17 protein-coding genes and 6 pseudogenes are annotated in these 21,980 nt (G+C 68.4%); all 23 read right to left on the minus strand.

Going from position 1 to position 21,980, the window contains the following annotated elements; genetic code table 11:
* Window positions 1-8 precede the first annotated feature (8 nt).
* Complete coding sequence (locus tag ASD77_RS16590) at window positions 9-536, minus strand: flagellar basal body-associated FliL family protein (RefSeq protein ID WP_055944525.1); 528 nt, start codon at window positions 534-536, stop codon at window positions 9-11.
* A gap of 238 nt (window positions 537-774) precedes the next feature.
* On the minus strand, window positions 775-2,007 hold the full coding sequence (locus ASD77_RS16595; protein WP_055944528.1) for a flagellar hook-length control protein FliK: 1,233 nt from the start codon (window positions 2,005-2,007) through the stop codon (window positions 775-777).
* Window positions 2,007-2,459, minus strand: coding sequence for a flagellar export protein FliJ (fliJ, locus tag ASD77_RS16600; protein WP_055944533.1), 453 nt, complete (start codon window positions 2,457-2,459; stop codon window positions 2,007-2,009). The genes ASD77_RS16595 and fliJ overlap by 1 nt, the downstream gene beginning before the upstream one ends.
* 18 nt (window positions 2,460-2,477) lie before the next feature.
* Window positions 2,478-3,875, minus strand: coding sequence for a flagellar protein export ATPase FliI (gene fliI / locus ASD77_RS16605; RefSeq protein WP_055944536.1), 1,398 nt, complete (start codon window positions 3,873-3,875; stop codon window positions 2,478-2,480).
* The gene (locus ASD77_RS16610) at window positions 3,872-4,462 is read right to left on the minus strand and encodes a FliH/SctL family protein (protein WP_055945092.1); all 591 of its coding nucleotides are present in this window, start codon (window positions 4,460-4,462) and stop codon (window positions 3,872-3,874) included. Before ASD77_RS16610 ends, fliI begins: the two co-directional genes overlap by 4 nt.
* A 23-nt stretch (window positions 4,463-4,485) precedes the next feature.
* Entirely contained in the window at window positions 4,486-5,496 is a 1,011-nt protein-coding gene (gene fliG, locus ASD77_RS16615; protein ID WP_055945094.1) for a flagellar motor switch protein FliG, read from the minus strand.
* Entirely contained in the window at window positions 5,489-7,156 is a 1,668-nt protein-coding gene (fliF, locus tag ASD77_RS16620) for a flagellar basal-body MS-ring/collar protein FliF (RefSeq protein ID WP_055944539.1), read from the minus strand. The genes fliG and fliF overlap by 8 nt, the downstream gene beginning before the upstream one ends.
* A 38-nt stretch (window positions 7,157-7,194) precedes the next feature.
* On the minus strand, window positions 7,195-7,554 hold the full coding sequence (gene fliE, locus ASD77_RS16625; RefSeq protein WP_055944542.1) for a flagellar hook-basal body complex protein FliE: 360 nt from the start codon (window positions 7,552-7,554) through the stop codon (window positions 7,195-7,197).
* Between the two features lie 77 nt (window positions 7,555-7,631).
* A complete protein-coding gene (locus tag ASD77_RS16630; protein WP_055944544.1) occupies window positions 7,632-9,095 on the minus strand; it encodes a sigma-54 dependent transcriptional regulator in 1,464 nt (487 codons plus the stop codon).
* Window positions 9,088-9,468, minus strand: coding sequence for a response regulator transcription factor (locus tag ASD77_RS16635; protein ID WP_055944547.1), 381 nt, complete (start codon window positions 9,466-9,468; stop codon window positions 9,088-9,090). The genes ASD77_RS16630 and ASD77_RS16635 overlap by 8 nt, the downstream gene beginning before the upstream one ends.
* Before the next feature lie 15 nt (window positions 9,469-9,483).
* Window positions 9,484-10,908 carry an RNA polymerase factor sigma-54 gene (rpoN, locus tag ASD77_RS16640; protein ID WP_055944550.1) on the minus strand — a complete coding sequence of 475 codons (1,425 nt, stop codon included), beginning with the start codon at window positions 10,906-10,908 and terminating at the stop codon, window positions 9,484-9,486.
* Between the two features lie 237 nt (window positions 10,909-11,145).
* Window positions 11,146-11,778 carry a response regulator transcription factor gene (locus ASD77_RS16645; RefSeq protein ID WP_055944553.1) on the minus strand — a complete coding sequence of 211 codons (633 nt, stop codon included), beginning with the start codon at window positions 11,776-11,778 and terminating at the stop codon, window positions 11,146-11,148.
* 214 nt (window positions 11,779-11,992) lie between these two features.
* Window positions 11,993-12,577, minus strand: coding sequence for a PilZ domain-containing protein (locus ASD77_RS16650; protein WP_055944557.1), 585 nt, complete (start codon window positions 12,575-12,577; stop codon window positions 11,993-11,995).
* A 3-nt stretch (window positions 12,578-12,580) separates the two neighbouring features.
* A complete protein-coding gene (locus tag ASD77_RS16655) occupies window positions 12,581-12,886 on the minus strand; it encodes a hypothetical protein (protein ID WP_055944560.1) in 306 nt (101 codons plus the stop codon).
* Complete coding sequence (gene fliS / locus ASD77_RS16660) at window positions 12,883-13,299, minus strand: flagellar export chaperone FliS (RefSeq protein WP_055944563.1); 417 nt, start codon at window positions 13,297-13,299, stop codon at window positions 12,883-12,885. The genes ASD77_RS16655 and fliS overlap by 4 nt, the downstream gene beginning before the upstream one ends.
* 51 nt (window positions 13,300-13,350) lie before the next feature.
* Complete coding sequence (gene fliD / locus ASD77_RS16665; protein WP_055944568.1) at window positions 13,351-14,715, minus strand: flagellar filament capping protein FliD; 1,365 nt, start codon at window positions 14,713-14,715, stop codon at window positions 13,351-13,353.
* A gap of 431 nt (window positions 14,716-15,146) precedes the next feature.
* Window positions 15,147-16,297 (minus strand): annotated as a pseudogene (locus tag ASD77_RS16670) (flagellin); the annotation flags it as partial.
* A 174-nt stretch (window positions 16,298-16,471) separates the two neighbouring features.
* Window positions 16,472-17,572: pseudogene (locus ASD77_RS16675) on the minus strand (flagellin); the annotation flags it as partial.
* 187 nt (window positions 17,573-17,759) lie between these two features.
* Window positions 17,760-19,062, minus strand: a pseudogene (locus tag ASD77_RS16680) (flagellin).
* 80 nt (window positions 19,063-19,142) lie between these two features.
* Window positions 19,143-19,917, minus strand: a 775-nt coding sequence (locus ASD77_RS16685) for a flagellin (RefSeq protein WP_268793391.1), incomplete at its 5' end; no start/stop codon positions are given.
* Between the two features lies 1 nt (window position 19,918).
* Window positions 19,919-20,160: pseudogene (locus ASD77_RS18685) on the minus strand (flagellin); the annotation flags it as partial.
* 1 nt (window position 20,161) lies between these two features.
* A pseudogene (locus ASD77_RS18570) lies at window positions 20,162-20,515 on the minus strand (flagellin); the annotation flags it as partial.
* Window positions 20,516-20,597: 82 nt separating this feature from the next.
* Window positions 20,598-21,801, minus strand: a pseudogene (locus ASD77_RS16695) (flagellin).
* Window positions 21,802-21,980 lie beyond the last annotated feature (179 nt).

A 21,980-nucleotide genomic window follows, 5' to 3' on the forward strand; every position in this document is an offset into this window, starting at 1 on the left:
GGTATCCGTCACTGCATCACGAAACTGGTGAAGAGGATCGATTCGGCGCTGGGCTTGCCGGTCTCGGCCACCAGCAGCGATTTCACTTCGCCGAGGGCGGCGTTCTGCAGGCGCTCCTTGCCTTCGCGCGACATCAGGCTGGCAGCGTCCTGCTGGGCGAACAGCATCAGCAGCCGTGCACGGATGGCTGGCGCATGCAGCTGGATGGCGGTCATCGCTTCGGGATCGCGCGTCATCAGCTGGACTTCCACCTGCAGGTAGCGGGCGCCGCCGGTTTCACCGACGAGGTTGACGACGAAAGGCGGTTCGAGCGCGAAGTACTGCGCCGGTGCGGGCACTTCACCCGGCTTCTTGGCCTCGGGGGCGTCGGCCTTCTCGTCCTTCGTGCCGTGGCTGGCGAAGTACCAGGCGCCGGCGCCCGCTGCGCCGGCCGCGATCACGGCCACCAGTCCGATGGTCAGCAGCGACTTGCCGCCCTTGGGCTTGTCGCCCTTGTCGGCCTTGGATTTGCTTGCGTTCTTGTCGGCGGCTGCCACGGCGCTGGATCTCCTGAGGGGTCAACCCAGGGATGCAAGCGGTGTGCCGTGGTACGGAAGCGGGGCCGACGGGGTTTTGACGGGTGGGATTTCTGTAGGAGCGACGTGAGTCGCGACCGCACCTCATCTGCGTCCGGGACCGTCATTCAAGCGCGGATGAACGTCTGATCCAGCGTCAATGATGCCGAGTTCATACGGTCGCGACTCACGTCGCTCCTACAGCAACTACGGCGGGCCGTCAGGCGTAGGCGTCGACCAGGCCGCGGGCGGTCATGCGGACGGTGCGAGGTGTTTCGATGGCGGGTTCTGCGCTGTCGCCTCCGCCTTCGCCGAACGCCGGACCGCCGCCCTGCGGGCGCGGCGTGTGCTGCTGGCCCACGTCGGCGTGGGCGAGCTGGAAGCCGTGCTGGCCCAGCATCTCGCGCAGGCGCGGCAGGCTGCTTTCCAGCGCCTGGCGTACATCGGCCTGGGCACTGGAGAAGTCGGCGTGCACGCGGTCGCCGTCCAGGCGCAGGCGGATCTCCACCGTGCCCAGGTCGTTCGGCGTGACCTTGATGTGGGCATGGCCGATCTTCTGGTCGGCCATCCAGCGCACGGCGTCGCCGATGTCGTCGTCGAAGTGGCCGCCGTGCAGGTCGGCGCTCGGTGCCTGCAGGGCATTGACGGTGTCGGTGCGCGCCAGGCCGAGTGGTGCATTGGAGGCGCCGACGCCGGCCAGCAGGTTGCCGGTCGGTGCGGCCGCGTCGCCGTCGTCGCTGCGCAGCGCATCGACGATATCGCGGCCGAGCTTGACGGCGTCGGGCACGGCGGCGGCGACCTGGCCGCTGGCAAGGTGCGTGGCGAAGGACAGCAGGTTCTGCAGCGGCGCCTTGGTGTCGGACGTCGCGGCGGCGGTCGGCAGCGGTGATGTCGTATCGACGCTGGCGGGTGGGGCGATGTCGCCGCTGTCCGGCGAGGCGATGATCGCCGTAGCGTCGAGCGTGCCCGGCAGGGTCGGCAGGGTCGGCAGAGCCGCACGTACTCCCGACAACAGGGCATCGGGCGTGGGCGTCGTCGTAGCCGGCTGAGCGCCGCTGAGCAGGGGGTTGCCGAGCGGATCGGTCAATGCGGTGGCCGTGGTGTCCGAAGGCACGGCAACGGACGGCACGGGCAGTTCCATCAGTACGGGCGGCAGGATCGGGGATGCGGCGAGGGCATCTTCTGGCTTGTCGTCCGCAGCAGGGGGGCGCGCCGTTTCGTCCTGCGTTCGCGCGGCGCTGTCGGCGCGTTGCCCGACGGGTTCCTTCGTCCCGCGAGCGCGTGCCTCGGAGGAACGTGGCGCGTCGTCGTGCTTGACGGGGCGACGGACCATGTCGTCGAACGCCGGCTTCTTCACGGCGGTCTCGTCGTTGGCAGCGGCCGCATTCCCGGGCGGCGTCGCGGACGCAGGCGCCTTGGGGGCGAAAGACAGCGCGGAGGTCGGCGACGGCATCAGGCGTCCTCGTTCTCGCGGGCGGTGGCCGCCAGGCGTGCACGGCGCGCACCCACGTCGTCCATCTCGCGCTGGTCGCGGCGGTCGACGATCAGCTTTTCCTGCACGCGATAGCTGGCGGCCAGTTGCTCAAGCACCTGCTTGTCGCGGCTGGCCAGCAGCAGGCGGTCGCGTTCGATGTCCACGCTGGCGCGGCTGCGGTCGACGTTCTGCAACTGCTGTTTGAGCGCCTGGTCGATGCGTTCGAGGAAGGCGCGACGGTTGGCGAGCTGCGCCGGACTGGTGGCGGCCATCTGGCTGTTGGCGTAGTCCTCGGCGTACTGGCGCAGTTCCTCCAGTCGCGATTCGTGCTGCGCAAGCGTGTTCTGGCGCTCGGCCAGTTCGCGGGCGATGGAATCCTCGTGCTCCTGGGCGCGGCGCAGCAGCGGGTCGATTCGGCGGGACTGCATCATCGTGGGGGTTCCTTGGCGTTACTGCAGGCCGGGCGGCAGGGGCATGCCGGCGGCGATGTTGCGTTGGATCAGGGACTCCAGCGCGGCGCGGCTGCTCGGCAGGTCGGCGGCGCGCGCCACGTCCTGGCCGAGGAACTCGACGATCTCGGGCCAGCGTTCGAGCGCTTCGTCCACGGTCGGATCGTTGCCGCGCTGGTAGGCGCCGATCGCGATCAGGTCGCGATTGCTGTTGTAGGCCGACAGCAGGCGCTTGAGCTTGCGGATGCGGTCGCGCCAGGTTTCGTCTGCGATCTCGGTGACCACGCGGCTGACCGACGATTCCACGTCGATGGCCGGGTACAGGCCGGCATCGGCGACGCGGCGCGACAGCAGGATGTGGCCGTCGAGGATGGCGCGGGCGGCGTCGGCGATCGGATCCTGGGGATCGTCGCCTTCGGTCAGCACGGTGTAGAAGGCGGTGATCGAACCGCGACCCTTGGCACCGTTGCCGGCGCGTTCGACCAGCGCCGGCAGGCGGGCGAACACGGACGGCGGATAACCGCGCGTGGTCGGCGGCTCGCCGACCGACAGGCCGATCTCGCGCTGCGCCTGGGCGAAGCGGGTCAGCGAGTCCATCAGCAGCAGCACGTTGAGGCCCTGGTCGCGGAACCATTCGGCGATCGCGGTGGCGCGATAGGCGCCCTGCAGGCGCGCCAGCGGCGGACGGTCGGCGGGACTGGCGACGACGACGGCGCGCGCCAGGCCGGACGGGCCCAGCGTGGTCTCGACGAAGTCGCGCACTTCGCGCCCGCGTTCGCCGATCAGGCCGACGACAATGACGTCGGCGGCGGTATAGCGGGTCATCATGCCCAGCAGCGTGGACTTGCCGACGCCCGAGCCGGCGAACAGGCCGACGCGCTGGCCGCGGCCGATCGGCAGCAGCGCGTTGATCGCGCGCACGCCGACGTCCAGCGGCTGGGTGATCGGTTCGCGCGACAGCGGATTGATCGCCATGCCGGCCAGGCTGACGCTGCCTTCGGCGCGGATCGGGCCGCGGCCGTCGAGCGGCACGCCGTCGCTGTCGATCACACGGCCCAGCAGGCCTTCGCCCACTTCCACGCCGCCGCGACGACGCGATGGCACCACGCGCGCATTCGGCAGCAGGCCGTGCAGTTCGGCGCTGGGCATCAGGTAGGTGCGTTCACCGGAGAAGCCGACCACTTCGGCATCGACCCAGCCGCCGTCGACCACCTCGACCTTGCAGGTGGCGCCCATCGGCGCCTCGCAGCCGATGGCTTCCAGGGTCAGGCCGACCGCGCGGCGCAGGATGCCTTCGCGGATCAGGCCGTGGCCGCCGAGTTCGGGATTGATCTGCGACAGGCGCGCGGACAGGCGCAGGTCGCGCGCGGTCAGCCACTCCAGCGGTTGCGCACTCATGCGCGTGCACCGCGGTTGAGGACGGTGTCGAGCGCGCCGCGCAGGCGTGCTTCCAGGGTGCCGTCGATGCGCACGCTTTCGGCGTGCACGCGCAGGTCGCCGCGGCTGAGCGAGGTGTCCGCGGTCAGGCGGGTGTGCGCGGTCATCGCCAGCACCGGCGTCAGCGCGGCGATGTCGTCCGGATGCAGGCGCAGTTCGACCTCGCGCTGCGAGCCGCCGACGGCATCGAGCGCCGAGGTGGCCAGTTCCTGCAGCAGGACCGGATCGGTCTGGTAGGCACGGCCGACCAGTGCGCCGGCGATGCGCACGGCGAGCTCGGACAGCGCGGCGACCACTTCGTTCTCCAGCCGGTCGAGCGGCCGCGAGAAGTTGTCGAGGATGCCTTCCATCTGCGCGGCGAGGCGGCGCACCTCGGCCTGGCCCTGGCCGAAGCCTTCGGCGTGGCCTTCCGCGAGGCCGCGCTCCAGGCCTTCACGGTAGGCGGCGTCTTGGATGGCCTGGATCTCTTCCAGCGTCGGCGGCACCAGTGCGGGCGCGTCCTGTTCGGCGGGCGCGTCGGTGACGACCACGTCGAGCGGGGCCGGCATCCAGCGCAGCGGCGAGGGCGTGCTCATACCATTTCCTCGGCGCTGGCGGTGAGGGCGATGACGCCCTGGTCAGCCAGGCGGCGGACGATGGCGAGGATTTCCTTCTGCGCGCCTTCCACGTCGGACAGGCGCACCGGACCGCGCGCTTCCATGTCTTCCAGCAGGATCTGCGCGGCGCGTTGCGACATGTTGCGGGTGATCTTTTCCTTCACCTTGGCGTCGGCGCCGCGCAGCGCCAGGCCCAGGCGGTCGTTCGGCACTTCGCGCAGCAGCGCCTGCAGTTCGCGGTCACCCAGGTCGGCCAGGTTGTCGAACACGAACATGAGGTCCTGGATGCGCGCGCCCAGGTCGGCGTCGACCTGGGTGATGCTGCCCAGGATCACCTGGTCCTGGCCGGAGTCCATGAAGTTGAGGATGTTGGCCGCGACCTTCACGCCGCCGATGCTGGAGGCCTTGAGGTTCTGGTTGCCGGCGAACTGGCGCTCCATGATCTCGTTGAGCTCGTTCAGTGCGTTGGGTGGAATGCCGTCGAGCGTGGCGATGCGCAGCAGCACGTCGGTGCGGGTGCGTTCGGGCAGCAGCTTGAGGGTGTCGGCGGCCTGGTCGCTGTCCAGGTGGGCCAGCACGATGGCGATGATCTGCGGATGCTCGTTGCGCACCAGGTCGGCGATCGCGCGCGGGTCCATCCACTTCAGCGTGTCCAGGCCGGTGGTGTTGCGGCCCAGCAGGATGCGGTCGATCAGGCCGCCGGCCTTGTCCTCGCCCAGCGCCTGCACCAGCACCTTGCGCACATAGTCGTCGGCGCCCATGCCCAGCGAGGTCTGCTTGTGCAGCGCCTCGCCGAAGGTGGCCATCACCTGCATCACCTGCTCGCGGCTGATGCCGGAGATGGTGGCCATGGCGATGCCGAGCTTCTGCACCTCCTTGGCGTTCATGTGCTTGAGCACTTCGGCGGCGTCTTCCTCGCCCAGCGAGAGCAGCAGCACGGCGGCGCGCTGCACGCCGGTGAGGCTGGTGTCCGGTGCGTTATTCATCATTGGCCACCCAGTCCTTGACCACCTGTGCGACCTGCTTGGAGTCGGTCTTCACCGCCTCGCGCGCCTGGCGCAGGCGATCCTCGTAGGCATCCGAGGGCAGAGCACGCATCGGCGGCAGCTGTTCGTGCGAGAGCGTGGCGACCACGCCGTCCTCGCCGTCCTCGTCGACCACGCTGACGTCGATGCCGTCCTCGTCCTCGCGCTTCTGCCGGGCCGACGGGCTGATGATCTGGCGCATGGCCGGGCGCAGCACGCCGAACAGCAGCACGATGACCACCAGCGCACCCAAGCCGTAGCGTGCGATGTCGCGCACCATCGGGTTGTGCAGCCACGGGCTTTCCCAGAACGGCACGTCGACCGGTGCTTCGGTCTCGCGCACGAACGGCGCGTTCATCACCGATACCGAGTCGCCGCGTTCGGCGTCGAAGCCGACGGCTTCCTTCACCAGCGCCTCGATGCGGGTCAGGGTGGCGGCGTCCAGCGCGGTCATCACCACCTTGCCGTTCTCGCCGGTGCGCGGTACGTGGTCGACCAGCACGGCGGCGGTGACGCGGCGCACGCGGCCGGCCGGCTGGCGGGTGTGCTGCAGCGTGCGGTCCATCTCGAAGTTGCGGGTGGCGCTGCTCGCGGTTTCCACCGGGGCGGCGGGATTCGGGGCGGCCGCCGCGTTCGGACCGGGCGGCGTGTTGCTGGTGGCGCCGGGCACGCCCTCCGGGCCGGTGCCGGCGACGGTGTTCTGGCTGACCTGTTCGCTGCGGATCTTGGCCGGGTCGTTGGCGAAGGTCTCGCGCGCTTCCTCGGTGACGGAGAAGTCCATGTCCACGGCGACTTCGGCGTTGACACGCCCGGCGCCGGTCAGCGGTTCCAGCAGTTCGCGGATGCGGTCGTTGAACGAGGTCTCCAGCTTGCGCACGCGCTCGAACTGCGCGGCGTTGAGGGCGGCTTCGCTGTTCGGGTCGCTGATGGTCAGCATGCGGCCGCTCTGGTCGACCACGGTGACGCGCTCCGGCGCCAGGTCCGGGATCGACGACGACACCAGGTGCACGATCGCGTCCACCTGGTTGCGTTCCAGCAGCGCGCCCGAGCGCAGGTCCAGCACGACCGAGGCGCTGGCCACTTCGCGCTGGCGGGTGAAGGCGGACGGCTTGGGGATAGCCAGGTGCACGCGCGCGTCGCGCACCGGGCGCAGGGTGGTGATGGTGCGGACCAGTTCGGTTTCCAGGGCGTGCTGGTAGCGCGCGTTCTCGACGAACTGGCTGACGCCGAAGCCGGGATCGCGCTCCATCATCTCGAACCCGAGACGGCCGCTTTCGGCCAGGCCGGCGCCGGCCAGTTTCAGGCGGGCGTCGTGCAGGTTCTCTTCCGGCACGGAGATGGCGCCGCTGGCCTGGTCCAGCTGGAACGGAATCTGCGCCGCACGCAGCATGTCGGTGGCTTCGGCGGTGGCCTTGGCGTCCAGGCCGGTGTAGAGCGGGGTGTAGGCCGGCTTCTGCGACCAGAAGAACACCATCATGCCGACGGCCACGGCGCCGGCGATCAGCAGCAGCGTGCCCATCTGCTTGAACACGCGCGCGTCCTGGATCTTGGTCAGCGCCGCACCGGCCTTGTCGGCGGTCAGCGATTCCTTCAGGGCTTCCTTGGACAGCGTGAGGGCCATGGTGACGGTTCGGTTCTAGGTGAGAGGGTGGGGCCGCGTTACAGCGGCATGTTCATCACGTCCTGGTAGGCCTGCACCAGGCGGTTGCGCACTTCCACGGTGGCGCGGAACGCGACCTGCGACTGCTGTGCGGCCACCATCACCCGCGCCAGGTCAGCGCGCGGATCGCCCAGCTCGAAGGCCTGCGCCAGGGCGCCGGAGGTCTTCTGGGCGTTGTTCACGCCCTCCAGCGCGTTCTGCAGCGTGTCGCCGAAGCTCGGCGCCTTGACGCCCGGCTGCTCCAGTCCCACCCGGTTGGGCGTGAACGCGCCGGGGTTGGGCATCGGCTCCAGCGCACGCGTACCGACCTGGTGCTGGTAACTGCGGATCTGCGAGAGGATGGAGGAGACGTCGGACATGGGCGGGTGCTTCGGTCGTCGGGGTGTCTTGCCTGATCAGTTGCAAGACCCGTGCCGGAAACCGCGCCCGTGGCCAGTCAGTTTTCCGTCGCCAGCGCGACGTCCTCGCGCTCGATGCCGTACTTGCGCAGCTTCTCCACCAGCGTGGTGCGGCGCAGGCCCAGCAGCTGCGCGGCATGCGCGACCACGCCACCGGCGCGGTCCAGCGCGTCGCGGATCAGGTTCAGTTCGATCTGGGCGATGTGTTCGCGCAGGTCGATGCCGGCCTCGGGCAGGCGGTCGGGCGGCGACACGGCGGCGGCGACGATCGCCGACGGCAGCGGCGCGGCCATGGCGGGGGCGGCGGCGACTGCTGCCGGCGTTTCCACCGCCGGCACGTCCACGCCTTCGGGCTGGTAGCGCTTGGGCAGGTCGGCCACGCGGACCAGGCCGCCGGGATGCAGCACGGCCAGGCGCTCGACCAGGTTGGTCAGCTCGCGTACGTTGCCCGGCCAGGCGTACAGGCGCAGGGCCTGCAGGGTCTCGTTGGCGAAGCGCACTTCGCCGCGGCCGGTGCGCGAGAGCTGGGCGGCGATGGTCATCACCAGGTCGGGCAGGTCGTCGGCGCGCTCGCGCAGCGCCGGCATCTCGATGGGGAACACGTTGAGGCGGTAGAACAGGTCTTCGCGGAAGTGGCCGTCGGCGATGCGCGCTTCCAGGTTGCGGTGGGTGGCGGCGATCACGCGCACGTTGCAGCGGATGGTCTGGTTGCCGCCGACGCGCTCGAAGCTGCGCTCCTGCAGCACGCGCAGCAGCTTGACCTGCATCGGCAGGCTCATGTCGCCGATCTCGTCCAGCAGCAGGGTGCCGCCCTCGGCCATCTCGAAGCGGCCCTTGCGCGCGGTCAGCGCGCCGGTGAAGGCGCCCTTCTCGTGGCCGAACAGTTCGCTCTCCAGCAGGTCCGGCGGGATGGCGCCGCAGTTGATCGCCACGAACGGTCCGTCGCGGCGCGGCGACTGGTCGTGGATGGCGCGGGCAACCACTTCCTTGCCGGTCCCGGACTCGCCCAGCACCAGCACGGTGGTGTCGAAGTCGGCGACCTGCTCGATCATGCGGCGCAGGCGGGTAACGGCCGGGCTGTTGCCGGTCGGGCCGCGGGTGGTGACCTGCTGCGCCTGGTGTTCGGTGTCCAGCCGCTTCAGGCTGGCGCGGCGCAGGCAGGCTTCCAGCTGCGCGTGGCGGATCGGGCTTTCCAGGGCCCACACGCCGGCCTCGTGCAGGCCGTGCGCGGCGGCGAAGCCGGCGGTGTCGCCTTCCAGCAGCAGCACCGGCGGCGGCAGCGGGGCCTTGCCCAGCCAGGCGAAGAACGTGTCGGCGGCCTTCTGGTCGTCGAGCGAACCCACCACCACCGCCAGCCAGTCGTGCTGGCGCGCGCGGCGGACATCCACGTCACCGGCGCTGGCGACCCAGCGGGGTGTCAGGTCCATGAATTCGAGCAGTCCGGCCAGGCGTTCGGCACGGGTGGCGTCGGCGTCGATGACGAGGATGCGGGATTCACTCATGGCGGCGGTCTTTGAATTTCTCGAGGATGGGCAAGACTTCCTGGATGTAGGAAAGCTTGCTGACGAAGTCGTCGGCACCGGCGCGCATCGCGTGTTCGCGGTGCTCGGCGTCGTCGAAATGGCTGGCGATCACGATGAAAGGCGGTGCGTCCTGCGTCTTGATCAGGCGGGTGGCCTGCAGGCCGCCCATCTCCGGCATGGCCAGGTCCATCAGCACCACGTCCGGACGCAGGGTCTCGGAGCGTTCGATGGCTTCCAGGCCGTTGCTGGCGCGGCCCACGATGTCCAGCCACTCGACCTTGCGCAGGTGGCGCAGGGCGGCGTTGATGAAACCTTCGTGGTCGTCCACCAGCAGTACGGTGATCTTGCTCATTGCGTGCGTGCTCCGTTATCCGGCCTTGGCCAAGACCGATACGGTAGCGCGTCGGCGTTCCCGGGCGGGAGCGATATCGAGTTGTTCGCGGTACTTCGCCACGGTCCTGCGGGCGATGTGGATGCCCTGCCGGGCCAGCAGGCCGGCGATGGCTTCGTCGGCCAGCGGCTTGCCGGCCGGTTCGGCGTCGATCAGGCGGCGCACCATCGCGCGCACGGCCGGACCGGACACGTTGGCGCCTTCCAGCCGCACCGCGAAGAAATGCTTCAGCTCGAACGTGCCGCGCGGGGTCTGCATGTACTTGCCGGTGGTGATGCGCGAGATGGTGGACTCGTGCATGCCGATGGCGTCGGCGATTTCCTTCAGCGTCAGCGGCGCCATCGCTTCGTCGCCCTGGGTCAGGAAGCCGGCCTGGCGCTCGACGATGGCGCGCGCGGTGCGCAGCAGGGTGTCGTAGCGGATGGACAGGCCGCGGGTCAGCCAGCGGGCTTCCTGCAGCAGTTCGCGCAGCTTGCCGGCGCCTTCTGACGGTGCGGCCTGGTCCAGCGCACGCTCCTGCATGGCGTTCACGCGCAGGCGCGGCGTGGTGGCCGGGTTCAGCGCCACGCGCCACGCGCAGTCGGCGTGCCAGGCCACCACGTCCGGCACGATGTAGCCGGTCGGGGCGGGCGCCAGCGAGGCGCCCGGGCGCGCGTCCAGCGACAGCACCAGGTGCACGCCTTCCATCACTTGGTCGATGTCCAGCTCCAGCAGGCGGGCGAGGGCGTCGTATTCGTGGGCGGCCAGCAGCGCCATGCCGTCGGTGACGATGCGGCGGGCCACATGGCGCGCCGGCACGCGGCCCTGCAGGCAGTCCAGCTGCACCAGCAGGCATTCGCGCACGTCGGCGGCGGCCAGGCCGGGGAACTCGCCGCGCAGCAGGCGCTCGCGCAGCGCCAGCACGGCCGGCACGGTCAGGTCGAAGCGGGCCGAGGCCAGCAGCGCCAGGGTGTCGGGCGCCTGCTCCAGGTAGCCGGCGTCGTTGGTGTGTTCGAGCCAGAACGCGACCACGTCGAGCGAACGGTCGTCCAGTTCCAGCGCCAGCCGGTCCAGCACGCGCACGTGCGGGTCGCTGGATTCGCCGGCTTCGATGCGCTGCATGCGGTCTTCGTCGCCGTCCTGCCAGCCGGCGCCGGGGACGTCCCACAGGCTGGATTCGGGCAGTTCGTCGAAGGCGGCGGTTTCCAGCGTGGCCACGTCCTGGGCGGGCAGCACCTCGATCTCGGCGGTCTGGTCGGCGTCGTGGGTTTCCTCGACTTCCAGCAGCGGATTGAGGTCCAGCGCGCGGCGCACTTCCATTTCCAGCTGCAGGCCGTCCAGCTGCAGCAGCCGGATCGACTGCAGCAGTTGCGGCGTCAGGTGGAGTTGCTGTCCGAGCTGGGTGGAAAGTCCCGTCTTCATTCCCGTCATCCCCGATTCGATGGCGTGCCGAGGTCGGCTTCACATCGTGTTGACACTGTGCGCGGCGGGTGACGGAAAAAAAATCAGGGCGATTCTGGTCGTGCTGCGGGCACGCCCGACGCGCCGTCAGGGTTTCCCCTACGACGTCGGTTCAATGGCGGGAAAGGGCGCCCCGGGAGGACGCGGCACAACGGAAATCCGTCACGGAACGGATCTCCCGGTGATGCATTGCAAGGCTCAGGCCAGTTCGTTCTGGTGGCGCGCGGCCAGCAGCAGCAGATCGTTGGCGCGGCGGCAGCCCAGCGATTCCATCATGCGCGCGCGATGCGTTTCGACAGTCTTGACGCTGATGCCGAGCTGCGCGGCGATTTCCTTGCTGCTCATGCCGCCGCCCAGCTGGCGCAGGATCTCGCGCTGCCGCGGCGACAGCGCGGCGATGCCGGTGGGACGCTGCTGATTGAGCATCGGCGCCAGCATCTTCGACGAAACCTGCGGGCTGAGGAACACCTGGCCATTGGCGGCGGCGCGCAGGGCGAGTTCCAGTTCCATCGGCGCGGCTTCCTTGACGACGAAGCCGGCGCAACCGCGATCGAGCGCCACGCGCACCTGGGTGGGATCGTTGTGCATGGACATCATCACCACGCGCGTCTGCGGCAGCGAGTCGCGCAGCAGCGGCAACAGCTCAAGCCCGCTGCGGTCGGGCAGCGAAAGATCCAGCAGGATCAGGTCCGGGCGGTGGATGGCCGCCATGTCCAGCGCCTGTTGCCCGTTGCAGGCCTCGGCCACGACATCGACATCGGGCAGCGCCTGCAGCAGGCGTCCGATGCCGGCGCGGACCAGGGTGTGGTCGTCGACGATGAGTACACGCACGGGAGGAACCAGATCTTGTCGCGGTAACGAGTCGTCTCACGATAGCCGCGGACGGCGGCAACGCCAATTCACAATCGCGATGGAGATGTGAAATGCCGACGCGAGTCACAGTTGAGGGGCGCGTACGGCGACGGAAACCACGAAGTTGGCAAGGCGCGGCTGTGATGGGTGCACGGCGCATGCGCAGGCGCGCACGCCGCTGCGCAAAACACGGCTACGTGCGGTCGGCCAGTTGCCGTGCTTCGGCGATCTGGCGGCGGTGCAGGCGGAACAGGTGACGGTCCATCGCTTCGGCCAGGCCAGCGTTCAGTGCATCGAACTGCAGCCACACGTGCTGCAGTCCCTGCGAGCCTTCCACCTGGTCGAGCACGGTGGCCGGCAGTTCGATCTGGTCGCTCAGCCACGCGGCGGGCTGCACGGTGACGATGCCGTTCGTACCGTTGGCAACGGGCAGCGGCGTGGCCACATCCAGCCGCAATCCGCGATGCGACCAGCGCAGGGCCGTGACGGGCAGGGCGTCTTCGTGGCGGCGCGCCAGGCGGCCGAGCAGCGACAGCACCAGGTCGAGCTTGGCCTCGATGCGCTGCTGCGAGGGCGTCGCTTCCTTGCGTTCCTCGGGGTCGTCGCCGCTGACGTCTTCGGCGATGGCCAGCCCCTTCAGCAAAGCTTCCGAGGTCGCCTGCATCAGTGCGCGCCGGCCGGCGTCGAAGCGCGCCGGCAGCACCGCGTCACAGGTCAGTGCGCCCTCGAACAGGGCGTGTTCGGCCGGATGTTCCACCAGGATGATCGAATGGGGCACGGCTCATCCCTCCACGACGGACAGGTAGGCGCGCGCGGCGCGGTCGGCGCGCTGCGTGGCATGCATGCGCACGCGGGCCTGTTCGCGCGCGTCCTGCATGGACTTCTGCAGTTCCAGCTGCGCGCGCAGCAGCACGGCGAGGGCATCGTAGCCGGCGGTCTTGCCGCCATCGGCGTGCAGGAACGCGCGCACGTCGTGGTCGTGGCGATTGAGCAGGCGCTCGACGTCGTCCAGTTCGCCGGCGTGCAGCGCGTGGCGCATGCCGTCCAGCTGCGCGAACAGGTCGGCGAGGGCCGGTGCGGTGCTCATCCGGCCACGGCCATCGCCGGGACCTGGCGCTGCTCGTTGGGGATGGCGTTCCACGCCGATTCGATTTCGCCCAGCAGCTCCAGCGATTCGCGCAGGGCGGCGGGATCGTTGTGCAGGTTGGCTTCGATCAGCCGCGTCTGCACGTAGTCGTACAGCGCCGACAGGCTGCCGGCGATCTCGCCGCCCGCCTCATGGTCGAGCGAGCCGTTGAGGTGGCCGATGATCGCGCTGACCTCGCCTATCGCCTTGCCCTTGCGCGCCAGGTCGCCACGCAGCACGCAGGCCTCGGCCAGGCGCAGGCGCTCGCAGGCACCCGCCAGCAACAGGGCGACCAGACGGTGCGGATCCGCTTCCATCACGGCACTGCTGAGGCCGGTGTTGCGGTACTGCGCGGCGTAGGACTGAAGTGACATTGCGTGATCTCCTGGGGTGGCAATGCGGGGCGTGCCCCGCGACCACCTTGCTTATCCGGTCTGATTGGAGAGAGAGGCCAGTTGCTGGGCCAGGTAGTTGCTGGTGTTGCTCATCTGTCCGACCAGGGCGTCCATGGCGACGAACTGCGCCTTGTACCGGTTCCCGACGGCTTCCATGCGGGCGTCCAGCGCGGTGCGTTGCGCGGCGACGTCCTTGATCTGCGCGTTCAGCCCGTTGCTGCGCAGGGTGAATGCGCCATCGGTGCCGGTGTAGCTGCCGACCGCCTTCTGCAGGGTGCCGGCGAACGCGGTGTCGCCGGTGAACGCGGTACGGATCTTCTGCGGATCGGCGGTCAGGGCGGCGGTGAACTTGCTGCTGTCGAACACCAGCGTGCCGTCGGACGACGGAAAGCCCTTGGTCTGCAGGCCCAGTGTCTTGGCATCCAGGCCCTGCGCGGCCAGGTCGCCGAGCAGGTTGCCCATCAGGTTGCGCAACTGCCCTGAGGCGCTGCGCATCTGCGCGTCACCGGTCAGGGCGGAGGGCTCGTTGGTTTCGGCGTTGTACTTGGTGGACGCGTTGATCGCGTTGATGGCGGTGTTGTACGCCGTCACGAAATCCTGGACCAGTTTGCTGGCGGCGGCGGTGTCGGTGGACACGGTGACCGTGCTGGTGCCCTTGGTCTTCAGGTCCAGGGTCAGGCCGGGCACGGCCTCTGTGATCTTGTTGTTGCTGGCGGTGACGGTCAGGCCGTCGATCAGCACCTCCGCATCGGCCGCCGGCACGCGCTCCTGCAGGCTGCCGACCAGCGATTGCAGGTCGCTGCCACCGGAGGTGAAGGCGAGGGTGAGGCCGTTGGCCGCGCCGGTCTTGTCCGACGATACCGACAGGTACTGGCCGTCATTGGAGGTCAGCACGCTGGCCTGCACGCCCTTGCTGCGCGCGGCGTCGTTGATGGCGCTGCGCACGTCCTGCAGGGTGGCGCCCGCGGCGATGTCGATGGCCAGCGCCTCGCCGCCGACGGTCAGCGTCAATTGGCCGGCGCCGAAGGTCTGGGTGGCCGTGACCGGCGCGTTGGTGATCCATTTGTTGGCGGTGGCCAGTTCGACCACCTCCACGTTGTAGGTGCCGTTGGGCGCGCCGCTGGAGACGCTGGCGCTGGCGACGGTGTCTGTCCCCGACTTGACCGTGCGCGTGTCGAACGCGGTGGCCGATTTCAGCGCCTTGAGCGCGGTGTCCAGGGTGCTGAAGGCGGAACTGACGGTGCCGATGGCGGACAGCTTGAACTTCGCCTGGCTCTCGATGCGGTTCAGGCGGTTGTCGGCGGGTTTACGGTCGGCCGCGACCAACTGCTCGACCATGCCGGTGATGTCCATGCCGGAGCCGACGCCGCCGTAACCCAGTGAGTAATCTGCCATTGCCCTGTCTCCTGTCTGGCCCTTTCCGCAAAAAGGGAGGCTGGGCGGGTCGCCATCCGCTGACGAATGGGACCCGCCCGTGCAGTACTGATAACGGCCCGCGGGAGCCGTTCTTTAGCCGCATTTCTCCGTCTCCCACCGCCGCCGTGGGTCCGGCGTGCTGGTAAGAAATGCAGGCGAAGACGGAGATGCAGGGTTTGTGCCAGTGGGGCGAGGAGTGAGTGGAGAGGAGTGAGGAGTGAGTGGAAGCAGGAGCAGCCGTCGCCGCTGAACGCTTTTGCTCACTCCTCACTCCTCACTCCTCTCCGCTCGCTCCTGCCAAAAAAAGACCCCCGCCGTCGCCGGCAGGGGTTGGGGTACTGCCAAACGGAGGGAGACGAATCCGTCCGTGACGACAGGGAACTATCAAAGAGGGTGGAGTGGCATGGTTTCATGGCCGTACCGGCCTGCTGCAGGATCTGGGTGCGGGTCAGTTCGGCGGTTTCCTTGGCGAAGTCGGTGTCGCGGATGCGGCTGCGCGATGCGGCCAGGTTTTCCGAACTGGTCTGCAGGTTGGCGACGACCGAGGTGAAGCGGTTCTGCACCGCACCCAGGTCGGCACGGGCGCTGTTGACCGCCGTCAACGCCTTGTCGACGATGGTGACGGCGCGCGAGGCATTGAGGTAGGTGGTGACATCGAGGTCCGACAGACCCTTCACGTCGCCTGCGCCGGGCACACCGCCCGTGACGCCCACGCCGGAGGTGATGCCGGCGGCACCACTGGTGCCGTACACCACATTGATGCCTGCGGGTGCGCCGCTGGCGTTGAGCGCGGCGCCGACGGTGGAGTACGTACCGCTGGTGCCGGTCGACTCGGCGTAGATGCCGTGTTCGCCGATCTTGGCGTTGATGGCGCCCATGATCCTGGCGGTCACCTGCGCGCCGGTGTCGCCCGTTTTCACGTCGACATCGTCGATGGCGACGGTCTTGCCGGCAGGATTGGTCACCGAGATGTTGGTGATCTTGCCGTCTGCGGTGGCCGTCCCCGTCGCCACGCCCACGCCGCCGGTGGAACCGAACTGGACCTTGCCGAGGGCCGTGGACTTGGCATCTCGACCACCTTGTCGATGGCGATGGCCTGGCCGGCGTTGGCGCCGACCTGGAACAGCTGGCTGGAGAACGAGCCGTCCAGCAGCTTGGTGCCGTTGAACTCCGACTGCTTGGCGACGCGATCGATCTCGGCGGTCAGCTGTTTGACCTCGGCGTTCAGCGCCGCACGGTCGGAGGAGGAATTGGTCGCGTTGGACGATTGCACGGCCAGTTCGCGGATGCGTTGCAGGTTGTTGCCGATTTCGGTCAGCGAACCTTCGGCGACCTGGGCCAGCGAAATGCCGTCGTTGGCATTGCGCACGGCGACGTCGAGGCCGCGGATCTGGGTGGAGAAGCGCTCGGAGATGGCCAGGCCGGCGGCGTCGTCCTTCGCGCTGTTGATGCGCAGGCCCGACGAGAGACGCTGGATGGTCGTGGCGAGCGAGGCACCGCTGGTGCTCAGGTTGCGCTGGGCATTCAACGACATCGTGTTGGTGTTGATGACCTGTGCCATGGCGCGGACCTGGAGGGACGAAGAGAAGAGTTACGGCGGAGAAGGAAGGCCCGGCGCCCGCCACCAAGCCGGTAGAAGGCGGAGGGGTGGCGATACCACCCCTCCCGGCGCGAAACGGAGGGAGACGAATCCTTCCGGGACGCCTGCGCCAGGCGACGATTCCTGTGAAGCGGNCAGCATGGCCGTACCGGCCTGCTGCAGGATCTGGGTGCGGGTCAGTTCGGCGGTTTCCTTGGCGAAGTCGGTGTCGCGGATGCGGCTGCGCGATGCGGCCAAGTTTTCCGAGCTGGTCTGCAGGTTGGCGACGACCGAGGTGAAGCGGTTCTGCACCGCACCCAGGTCGGCACGCGCGCCGTTGACCGAGGTCAGGGCGGCATCGACGATTTCGAGGGCCTTCTGTGCGCCTTCCACCGAGGTGATGTCCAGGTCCTTGACGAACGAGGCCGTGGCGGTCGCGGCGGCGGTGGTCGTGGCGGCGGTCAGGCCCGACCCGGTCACCGTGCCACCCACCACCAGATCCTTGCCGCCCTTCACCGAGTTCAACGTCACCTGGTCGGCGGCCACCGACGCGTACACGCCGGTTTCGCCCATCTTCGCGTTGATGGCGGTGGCCAGCGTCTTGGCGATGTCGTCGCCGCTGGTACCGTTGGTGTAGGCCACGGTGTCGATCGCGATGCCGTTGATCGTCAGGCCGGCGACGCTGCCGTCGGCGCCTGCGTCGGCGATCGCCGCGCCAGTGACGTCGGCGGCGAACTTGATGTTGCCCAGCGACTGCGAGCGCGCGTCCACCACCTTGTCGATGGCGATGGCCTGGCCGGCGTTGGCGCCGACCTGGAACAGCTGGCTGGAGAAGGAGCCGTCCAGCAGCTTGGTGCCGTTGAACTCGGACTGCTTGGCGACACGGTCGATTTCCGAGGCCAGCTGCTTGACTTCGGCGTTCAGTGCGGCGCGGTCGGACGCGGAGTTGGTCGCGTTGGCCGACTGCACCGACAGCTCACGGATGCGCTGCAGGTTGTTGCCGATTTCGGTCAGCGAGCCTTCGGCGACCTGGGCCAGCGAAATGCCGTCGTTGGCATTGCGCACGGCGACGTCGAGGCCGCGGATCTGGGTGGAGAAGCGCTCGGAGATGGCCAGACCGGCGGCGTCGTCCTTGGCGCTGTTGATGCGCAGACCCGACGACAGGCGCTGGATGGTGGTGGCGAGCGAAGCGCCGCTGGTGCTCAGGTTGCGCTGAGCGTTGAGCGACATCGTGTTGGTGTTGATGACCTGTGCCATGACGGGGTCCTGGAGAAAGGGAGGGTGACGCGTGGTACGTGAGAGAGGAGCGGGGAGGAAGGCCCGGCGCCCGCCACCAAGCCGATGGAAGGCGGAGGGGTGGCGATACCACCCCTCCCGGCGCGAAACGGAGGGAGACGAATCCTTCCGGGACGCCTGCGCCAGGCGACGATTCCTGTGAAGCGGTTTAGCGGAGCAGGGACATCACGTTCTGGGGCACCTGGTTGGCCTGGGCCAGCATGGCCGTACCGGCCTGCTGCAGGATCTGGGTGCGGGTCAGCTCGGCGGTTTCCTTGGCGAAGTCGGTATCGCGGATACGGCTGCGCGAAGCGGCCAGGTTTTCCGAGCTGGTCTGCAGGTTGGCGACGACCGAGGTGAAGCGGTTCTGCACCGCGCCCAGGTCGGCACGGGCGCCGTTCACGGCGGTCAGTGCCTTGTCGACGATTTCCAGCGCCTGCTGCGCACCCTTGACCGAGCTGATGTCCAGGTTGGAGGCGTACTGCTTGGTGGTGGCGACCGTGCTGGCGGCGACGTCCGCCGGGGCGGTGCCGCCGGTCCACGTGCCGGTCTCGATGGCGATGCCCTTAAACGCGCCGTTGGTGCCGACGCTGTCCTTGACCGAGGTCAGGTTGATCGCGCCCGCCGCGCCGAGTTCGGCATACACGCCGCTCTCGCCGATCTTGGCGTTGATCGCCGTGACCATCGCCTTGGCGGCGGCGTCGCGGGTGCCAGCAGCGGTGCCCTGCGCCGCCACGTCGACGGTGTCGATGGTGACCGTGGCACCGTCGGCGTTGGTCAGCTGCAAGCCTTCGATCTTCAGCGCGGTCACGCCGTCGGCCGGGGTGGCGGTGGTGAAGGTGGCGGTGGCGAACATCGCGCCGCCCAGCGCATTGGCCTTGGCGTCCACCACCTTGTCGATGGCGATGGCCTGGCCGGCGTTGGCGCCGACCTGGAACAGCTGGCTGGAGAACGAGCCGTCCAGCAGCTTGGTGCCGTTGAAATCCGACTGCTTGGCGACACGGTCGATTTCGGAGGTGAGCTGCTTGACTTCGGCGTTCAGTGCGGCGCGGTCGGACGACGAGTTGGTGGCGTTGGCCGACTGCACCGACAGCTCACGGATGCGCTGCAGGTTGTTGCTGCTTGACTTCGGCGTTCAGTGCGGCGCGGTCGGACGACGAGTTGGTGGCGTTGGCCGACTGCACCGACAGCTCACGGATGCGCTGCAGGTTGTTGCCGATTTCGGTCAGCGAGCCTTCGGCGACCTGGGCCAGCGAGATGCCGTCGTTGGCGTTGCGGACAGCGACGTCCAGGCCGCGGATCTGCGTGCTGAAGCGTTCGGAAATCGCCAGGCCGGCGGCGTCGTCCTTGGCGCTGTTGATGCGCAGGCCGGACGAGAGACGCTGGATGGTGGTGGCGAGCGAGGCGCCGCTGGTGCTCAGATTGCGCTGAGCGTTCAACGACATGGTGTTGGTGTTGATCACTTGGGCCATGGAGGTTTCCTCAAGGCGTTGAAAAGGGCAGGCATCAGGTGGGTGGGGAGAGAAACGCCCACCCGATGCCCTTCAGCGGGTTAGCGGAGCAGGGACATCACGTTCTGCGGCACCTGGTTGGCCTGGGCCAGCATGGCCGTACCGGCCTGCTGCAGGATCTGGGTGCGGGTCAGTTCGGCGGTTTCCTTGGCGAAATCGGTATCGCGGATACGGCTGCGCGAAGCGGCCAGGTTTTCCGAGCTGGTCTGCAGGTTGGCGACGACCGAGGTGAAGCGGTTCTGCACCGCACCCAGGTCGGCACGTGCGCCGTTGACCGAGGTCAGCGCCTTGTCGACGATTTCCAGCGCCTGCTGCGCACCCTTGACCGAGCTGATGTCCAGGTTGCTGGCGTACTGGCGGGTCGGCGCCGCGCCGGCGGTGTAACCGACCGCCGTGGTGGTGAAGGCGGTAAACGCGCCGCTGCTGTTGACGCTGTCCTTGACCGAGGTCAGGGTGACCGCGCCGGCCGCGTTGGCTTCGGCGTAGACGCCGGTTTCGCCGACCTTGCCGTTGATGTGCGCGGCCAGCTGCTTGCCGGCTTCGCTGGCATTGGCGGCGGCCAGGCCGACGCTCTTCACGGTCAGGGCGTCGAAGCTGACGGCCGTGCCCTTGCTGTCGGTGATGGTGAACGCAGCGATCGCGACGTCGGTGTTGTCCACGCCCGTGACCGCGGCGACCGTGCCCGTCGCGAACTGGGCGCCGCCCAGTGCATTCGACTTGGCATCGACCACCTTGTCGATGGCGATGGCCTGGCCGGCGTTGGCGCCGACCTGGAACAGCTGGCTGGAGAACGAGCCGTCCAGCAGCTTGGTGCCGNGACTTGGCATCGACCACCTTGTCGATGGCGATGGCCTGGCCGGCGTTGGCGCCGACCTGGAACAGCTGGCTGGAGAACGAGCCGTCCAGCAGCTTGGTGCCGTTGAAGTCGGCCTGCTTGGCGACGCGGTCGATTTCGGCGGTCAGCTGCTTGACTTCGGCGTTCAGTGCGGCGCGGTCGGACGACGAGTTGGTGGCGTTGGCCGACTGCACCGACAGCTCACGGATGCGCTGCAGGTTGTTNCTGCTTGACTTCGGCGTTCAGTGCGGCGCGGTCGGACGACGAGTTGGTGGCGTTGGCCGACTGCACCGACAGCTCACGGATGCGCTGCAGGTTGTTGCCGATCTCGGTCAGCGAACCTTCGGCGACCTGGGCCAGCGAGATGCCGTCGTTGGCGTTGCGGACGGCGACGTCCAGGCCGCGGATCTGCGTGCTGAAACGTTCCGAGATCGCCAGACCGGCGGCGTCGTCCTTGGCGCTGTTGATGCGGAGACCCGACGACAGACGCTGGATGGTCGTGGCCAGCGAAGCGCCGCTGGTGCTCAGGTTTCGCTGAGCATTCAACGACATCGTGTTGGTGTTGATTACCTGTGCCATGAGAAGTTTTCCTTAGGCGTTTGTCGCACGGGGGGATGGAGGTTCCAACGCTTCCCGGCCGTGCAACCCGGGACGCAAAGGCTTAGTTCCGCAGCAGGGACATCACGTTCTGGGGCACCTGGTTGGCCTGGGCCAGCATGGCCGTACCGGCCTGCTGCAGGATCTGGGTGCGGGTCAGTTCGGCGGTTTCAGTCGGTATCGCGGATGCGGCTGCGCGAGGCGGCCAGGTTTTCGGAGCTGGTCTGCAGGTTGGCGACGACCGAGGTGAAGCGGTTCTGGATGGCACCCAGGTCGGCGCGGGCGCCGTTGACCGAGGTCAGGGCCTTGTCGACCACTTCCAGGGCGCGCTGCGAGCCGGCGAAGGTGGTGATGTCCAGGCCCTGGACGAAGCTGTTGGCCGTGGCCAGGTCGCCACCGTTGGTGCTGGTTTCGGTCAGGCCGAGGTTGGCGGCCGTCGAAGCGGTGGCGCCGGCGACGACCGGACCGCCGAAGGCGAGGGCGAATTCCTGCCCGCCCTTGATGCCGGTCAGGTTGATGACACCGGCCTTGACCTCGGCGTAGACGCCGGTCTCGCCCAGTCGGGCGTTCAGCGCGGCGGCCGCGCCCTGGGTGATCGACTGGCCTGCCTTCACTTCGAAGGCGCCGATGTCGAAGGTCGTCGCGGTGCCGCCGGTCGGCGTGACCGTGACCTGCAACTGCGAGAAGGTGGTGTCGGCCGCGGCGGCATCGACGCCCAGCGCCGTGCCGATGTAGGTGTTGGCGAAGGTCACGCCGCCCAGCGTCTGCGCGCGGGCGTCGACGACCTTGTCGATGGCGATGGCCTGGCCCGCATTGGCGCCGACCTGGAACAGCTGGCTGGTGAACGAGCCGTCGAGCAGCTTGGTGCCGTTGAAGTCGGCCTGCTTGGCGACGCGGTCGATTTCCGCCGTCAGCTGCTTGACCTCGGCGTTCAGCGCCGCACGGTCGGAAGCGGAGTTGCTGGCGTTGGACGACTGCACGGCCAGTTCGCGGATGCGCTGCAGGTTGTTGCCGATCTCGGTCAGCGAGCCTTCGGCCACCTGGGCCAGCGAGATACCGTCGTTGGCGTTGCGGACGGCCACGTCGAGGCCGCGGATCTGGGTGGAGAAGCGTTCGGAGATGGCCAGACCGGCGGCGTCGTCCTTCGCACTGTTGATGCGCAGGCCCGATGACAGGCGCTGGATGGTGGTGGCCAGAGAGGCGCCGCTGGTGCTCAGGTTGCGCTGAGCGTTGAGCGACATCGTGTTCGTGTTGATTACCTGTGCCATGTTCGTCTCCTCTTATTTGGATTCACGGCGTTGAAGGGAAAAGACGCTGCCGGTTTGTTTTGTTGGGCTAGTCGTCTTCGTGTTGCGAAATGAATAACGGCGCTGCCAAAAAAACCTTTAGGGGGTGTGCGAAAAAATGTGGTAAGTCGCGGAAACGCCCATGCGACAGGCGTTTCCGC

This window comes from Pseudoxanthomonas sp. Root65 (genome assembly GCF_001427635.1).
In the GTDB taxonomy this organism is placed as follows: Bacteria; Pseudomonadota; Gammaproteobacteria; order Xanthomonadales; family Xanthomonadaceae; genus Pseudoxanthomonas_A.

Bases quoted from the DNA above. Each gene is read 5' to 3' on its own strand.
- rpoN (WP_055944550.1), bottom strand. From the start codon at position 10,908: ATGAAGACGGGACTTTCCACCCAGCTCGGACAGCAACTCCACCTGACG.
- ASD77_RS16635 (WP_055944547.1), bottom strand. From the start codon at position 9,468: ATGAGCAAGATCACCGTACTGCTGGTGGACGACCACGAAGGTTTCATC.
- fliD (WP_055944568.1), bottom strand. From the start codon at position 14,715: ATGGCAGATTACTCACTGGGTTACGGCGGCGTCGGCTCCGGCATGGAC.
- fliG (WP_055945094.1), bottom strand. From the start codon at position 5,496: ATGAATAACGCACCGGACACCAGCCTCACCGGCGTGCAGCGCGCCGCC.
- ASD77_RS16610 (WP_055945092.1), bottom strand. From the start codon at position 4,462: ATGCCGGCCCCGCTCGACGTGGTCGTCACCGACGCGCCCGCCGAACAG.
- fliI (WP_055944536.1), bottom strand. From the start codon at position 3,875: ATGAGTGCGCAACCGCTGGAGTGGCTGACCGCGCGCGACCTGCGCCTG.
- fliF (WP_055944539.1), bottom strand. From the start codon at position 7,156: ATGGCCCTCACGCTGTCCAAGGAAGCCCTGAAGGAATCGCTGACCGCC.
- fliS (WP_055944563.1), bottom strand. From the start codon at position 13,299: ATGTCACTTCAGTCCTACGCCGCGCAGTACCGCAACACCGGCCTCAGC.
- ASD77_RS16630 (WP_055944544.1), bottom strand. From the start codon at position 9,095: ATGAGTGAATCCCGCATCCTCGTCATCGACGCCGACGCCACCCGTGCC.
- ASD77_RS16655 (WP_055944560.1), bottom strand. From the start codon at position 12,886: ATGAGCACCGCACCGGCCCTCGCCGACCTGTTCGCGCAGCTGGACGGC.
- ASD77_RS16595 (WP_055944528.1), bottom strand. From the start codon at position 2,007: ATGCCGTCGCCGACCTCCGCGCTGTCTTTCGCCCCCAAGGCGCCTGCG.
- fliJ (WP_055944533.1), bottom strand. From the start codon at position 2,459: ATGATGCAGTCCCGCCGAATCGACCCGCTGCTGCGCCGCGCCCAGGAG.
- fliE (WP_055944542.1), bottom strand. From the start codon at position 7,554: ATGTCCGACGTCTCCTCCATCCTCTCGCAGATCCGCAGTTACCAGCAC.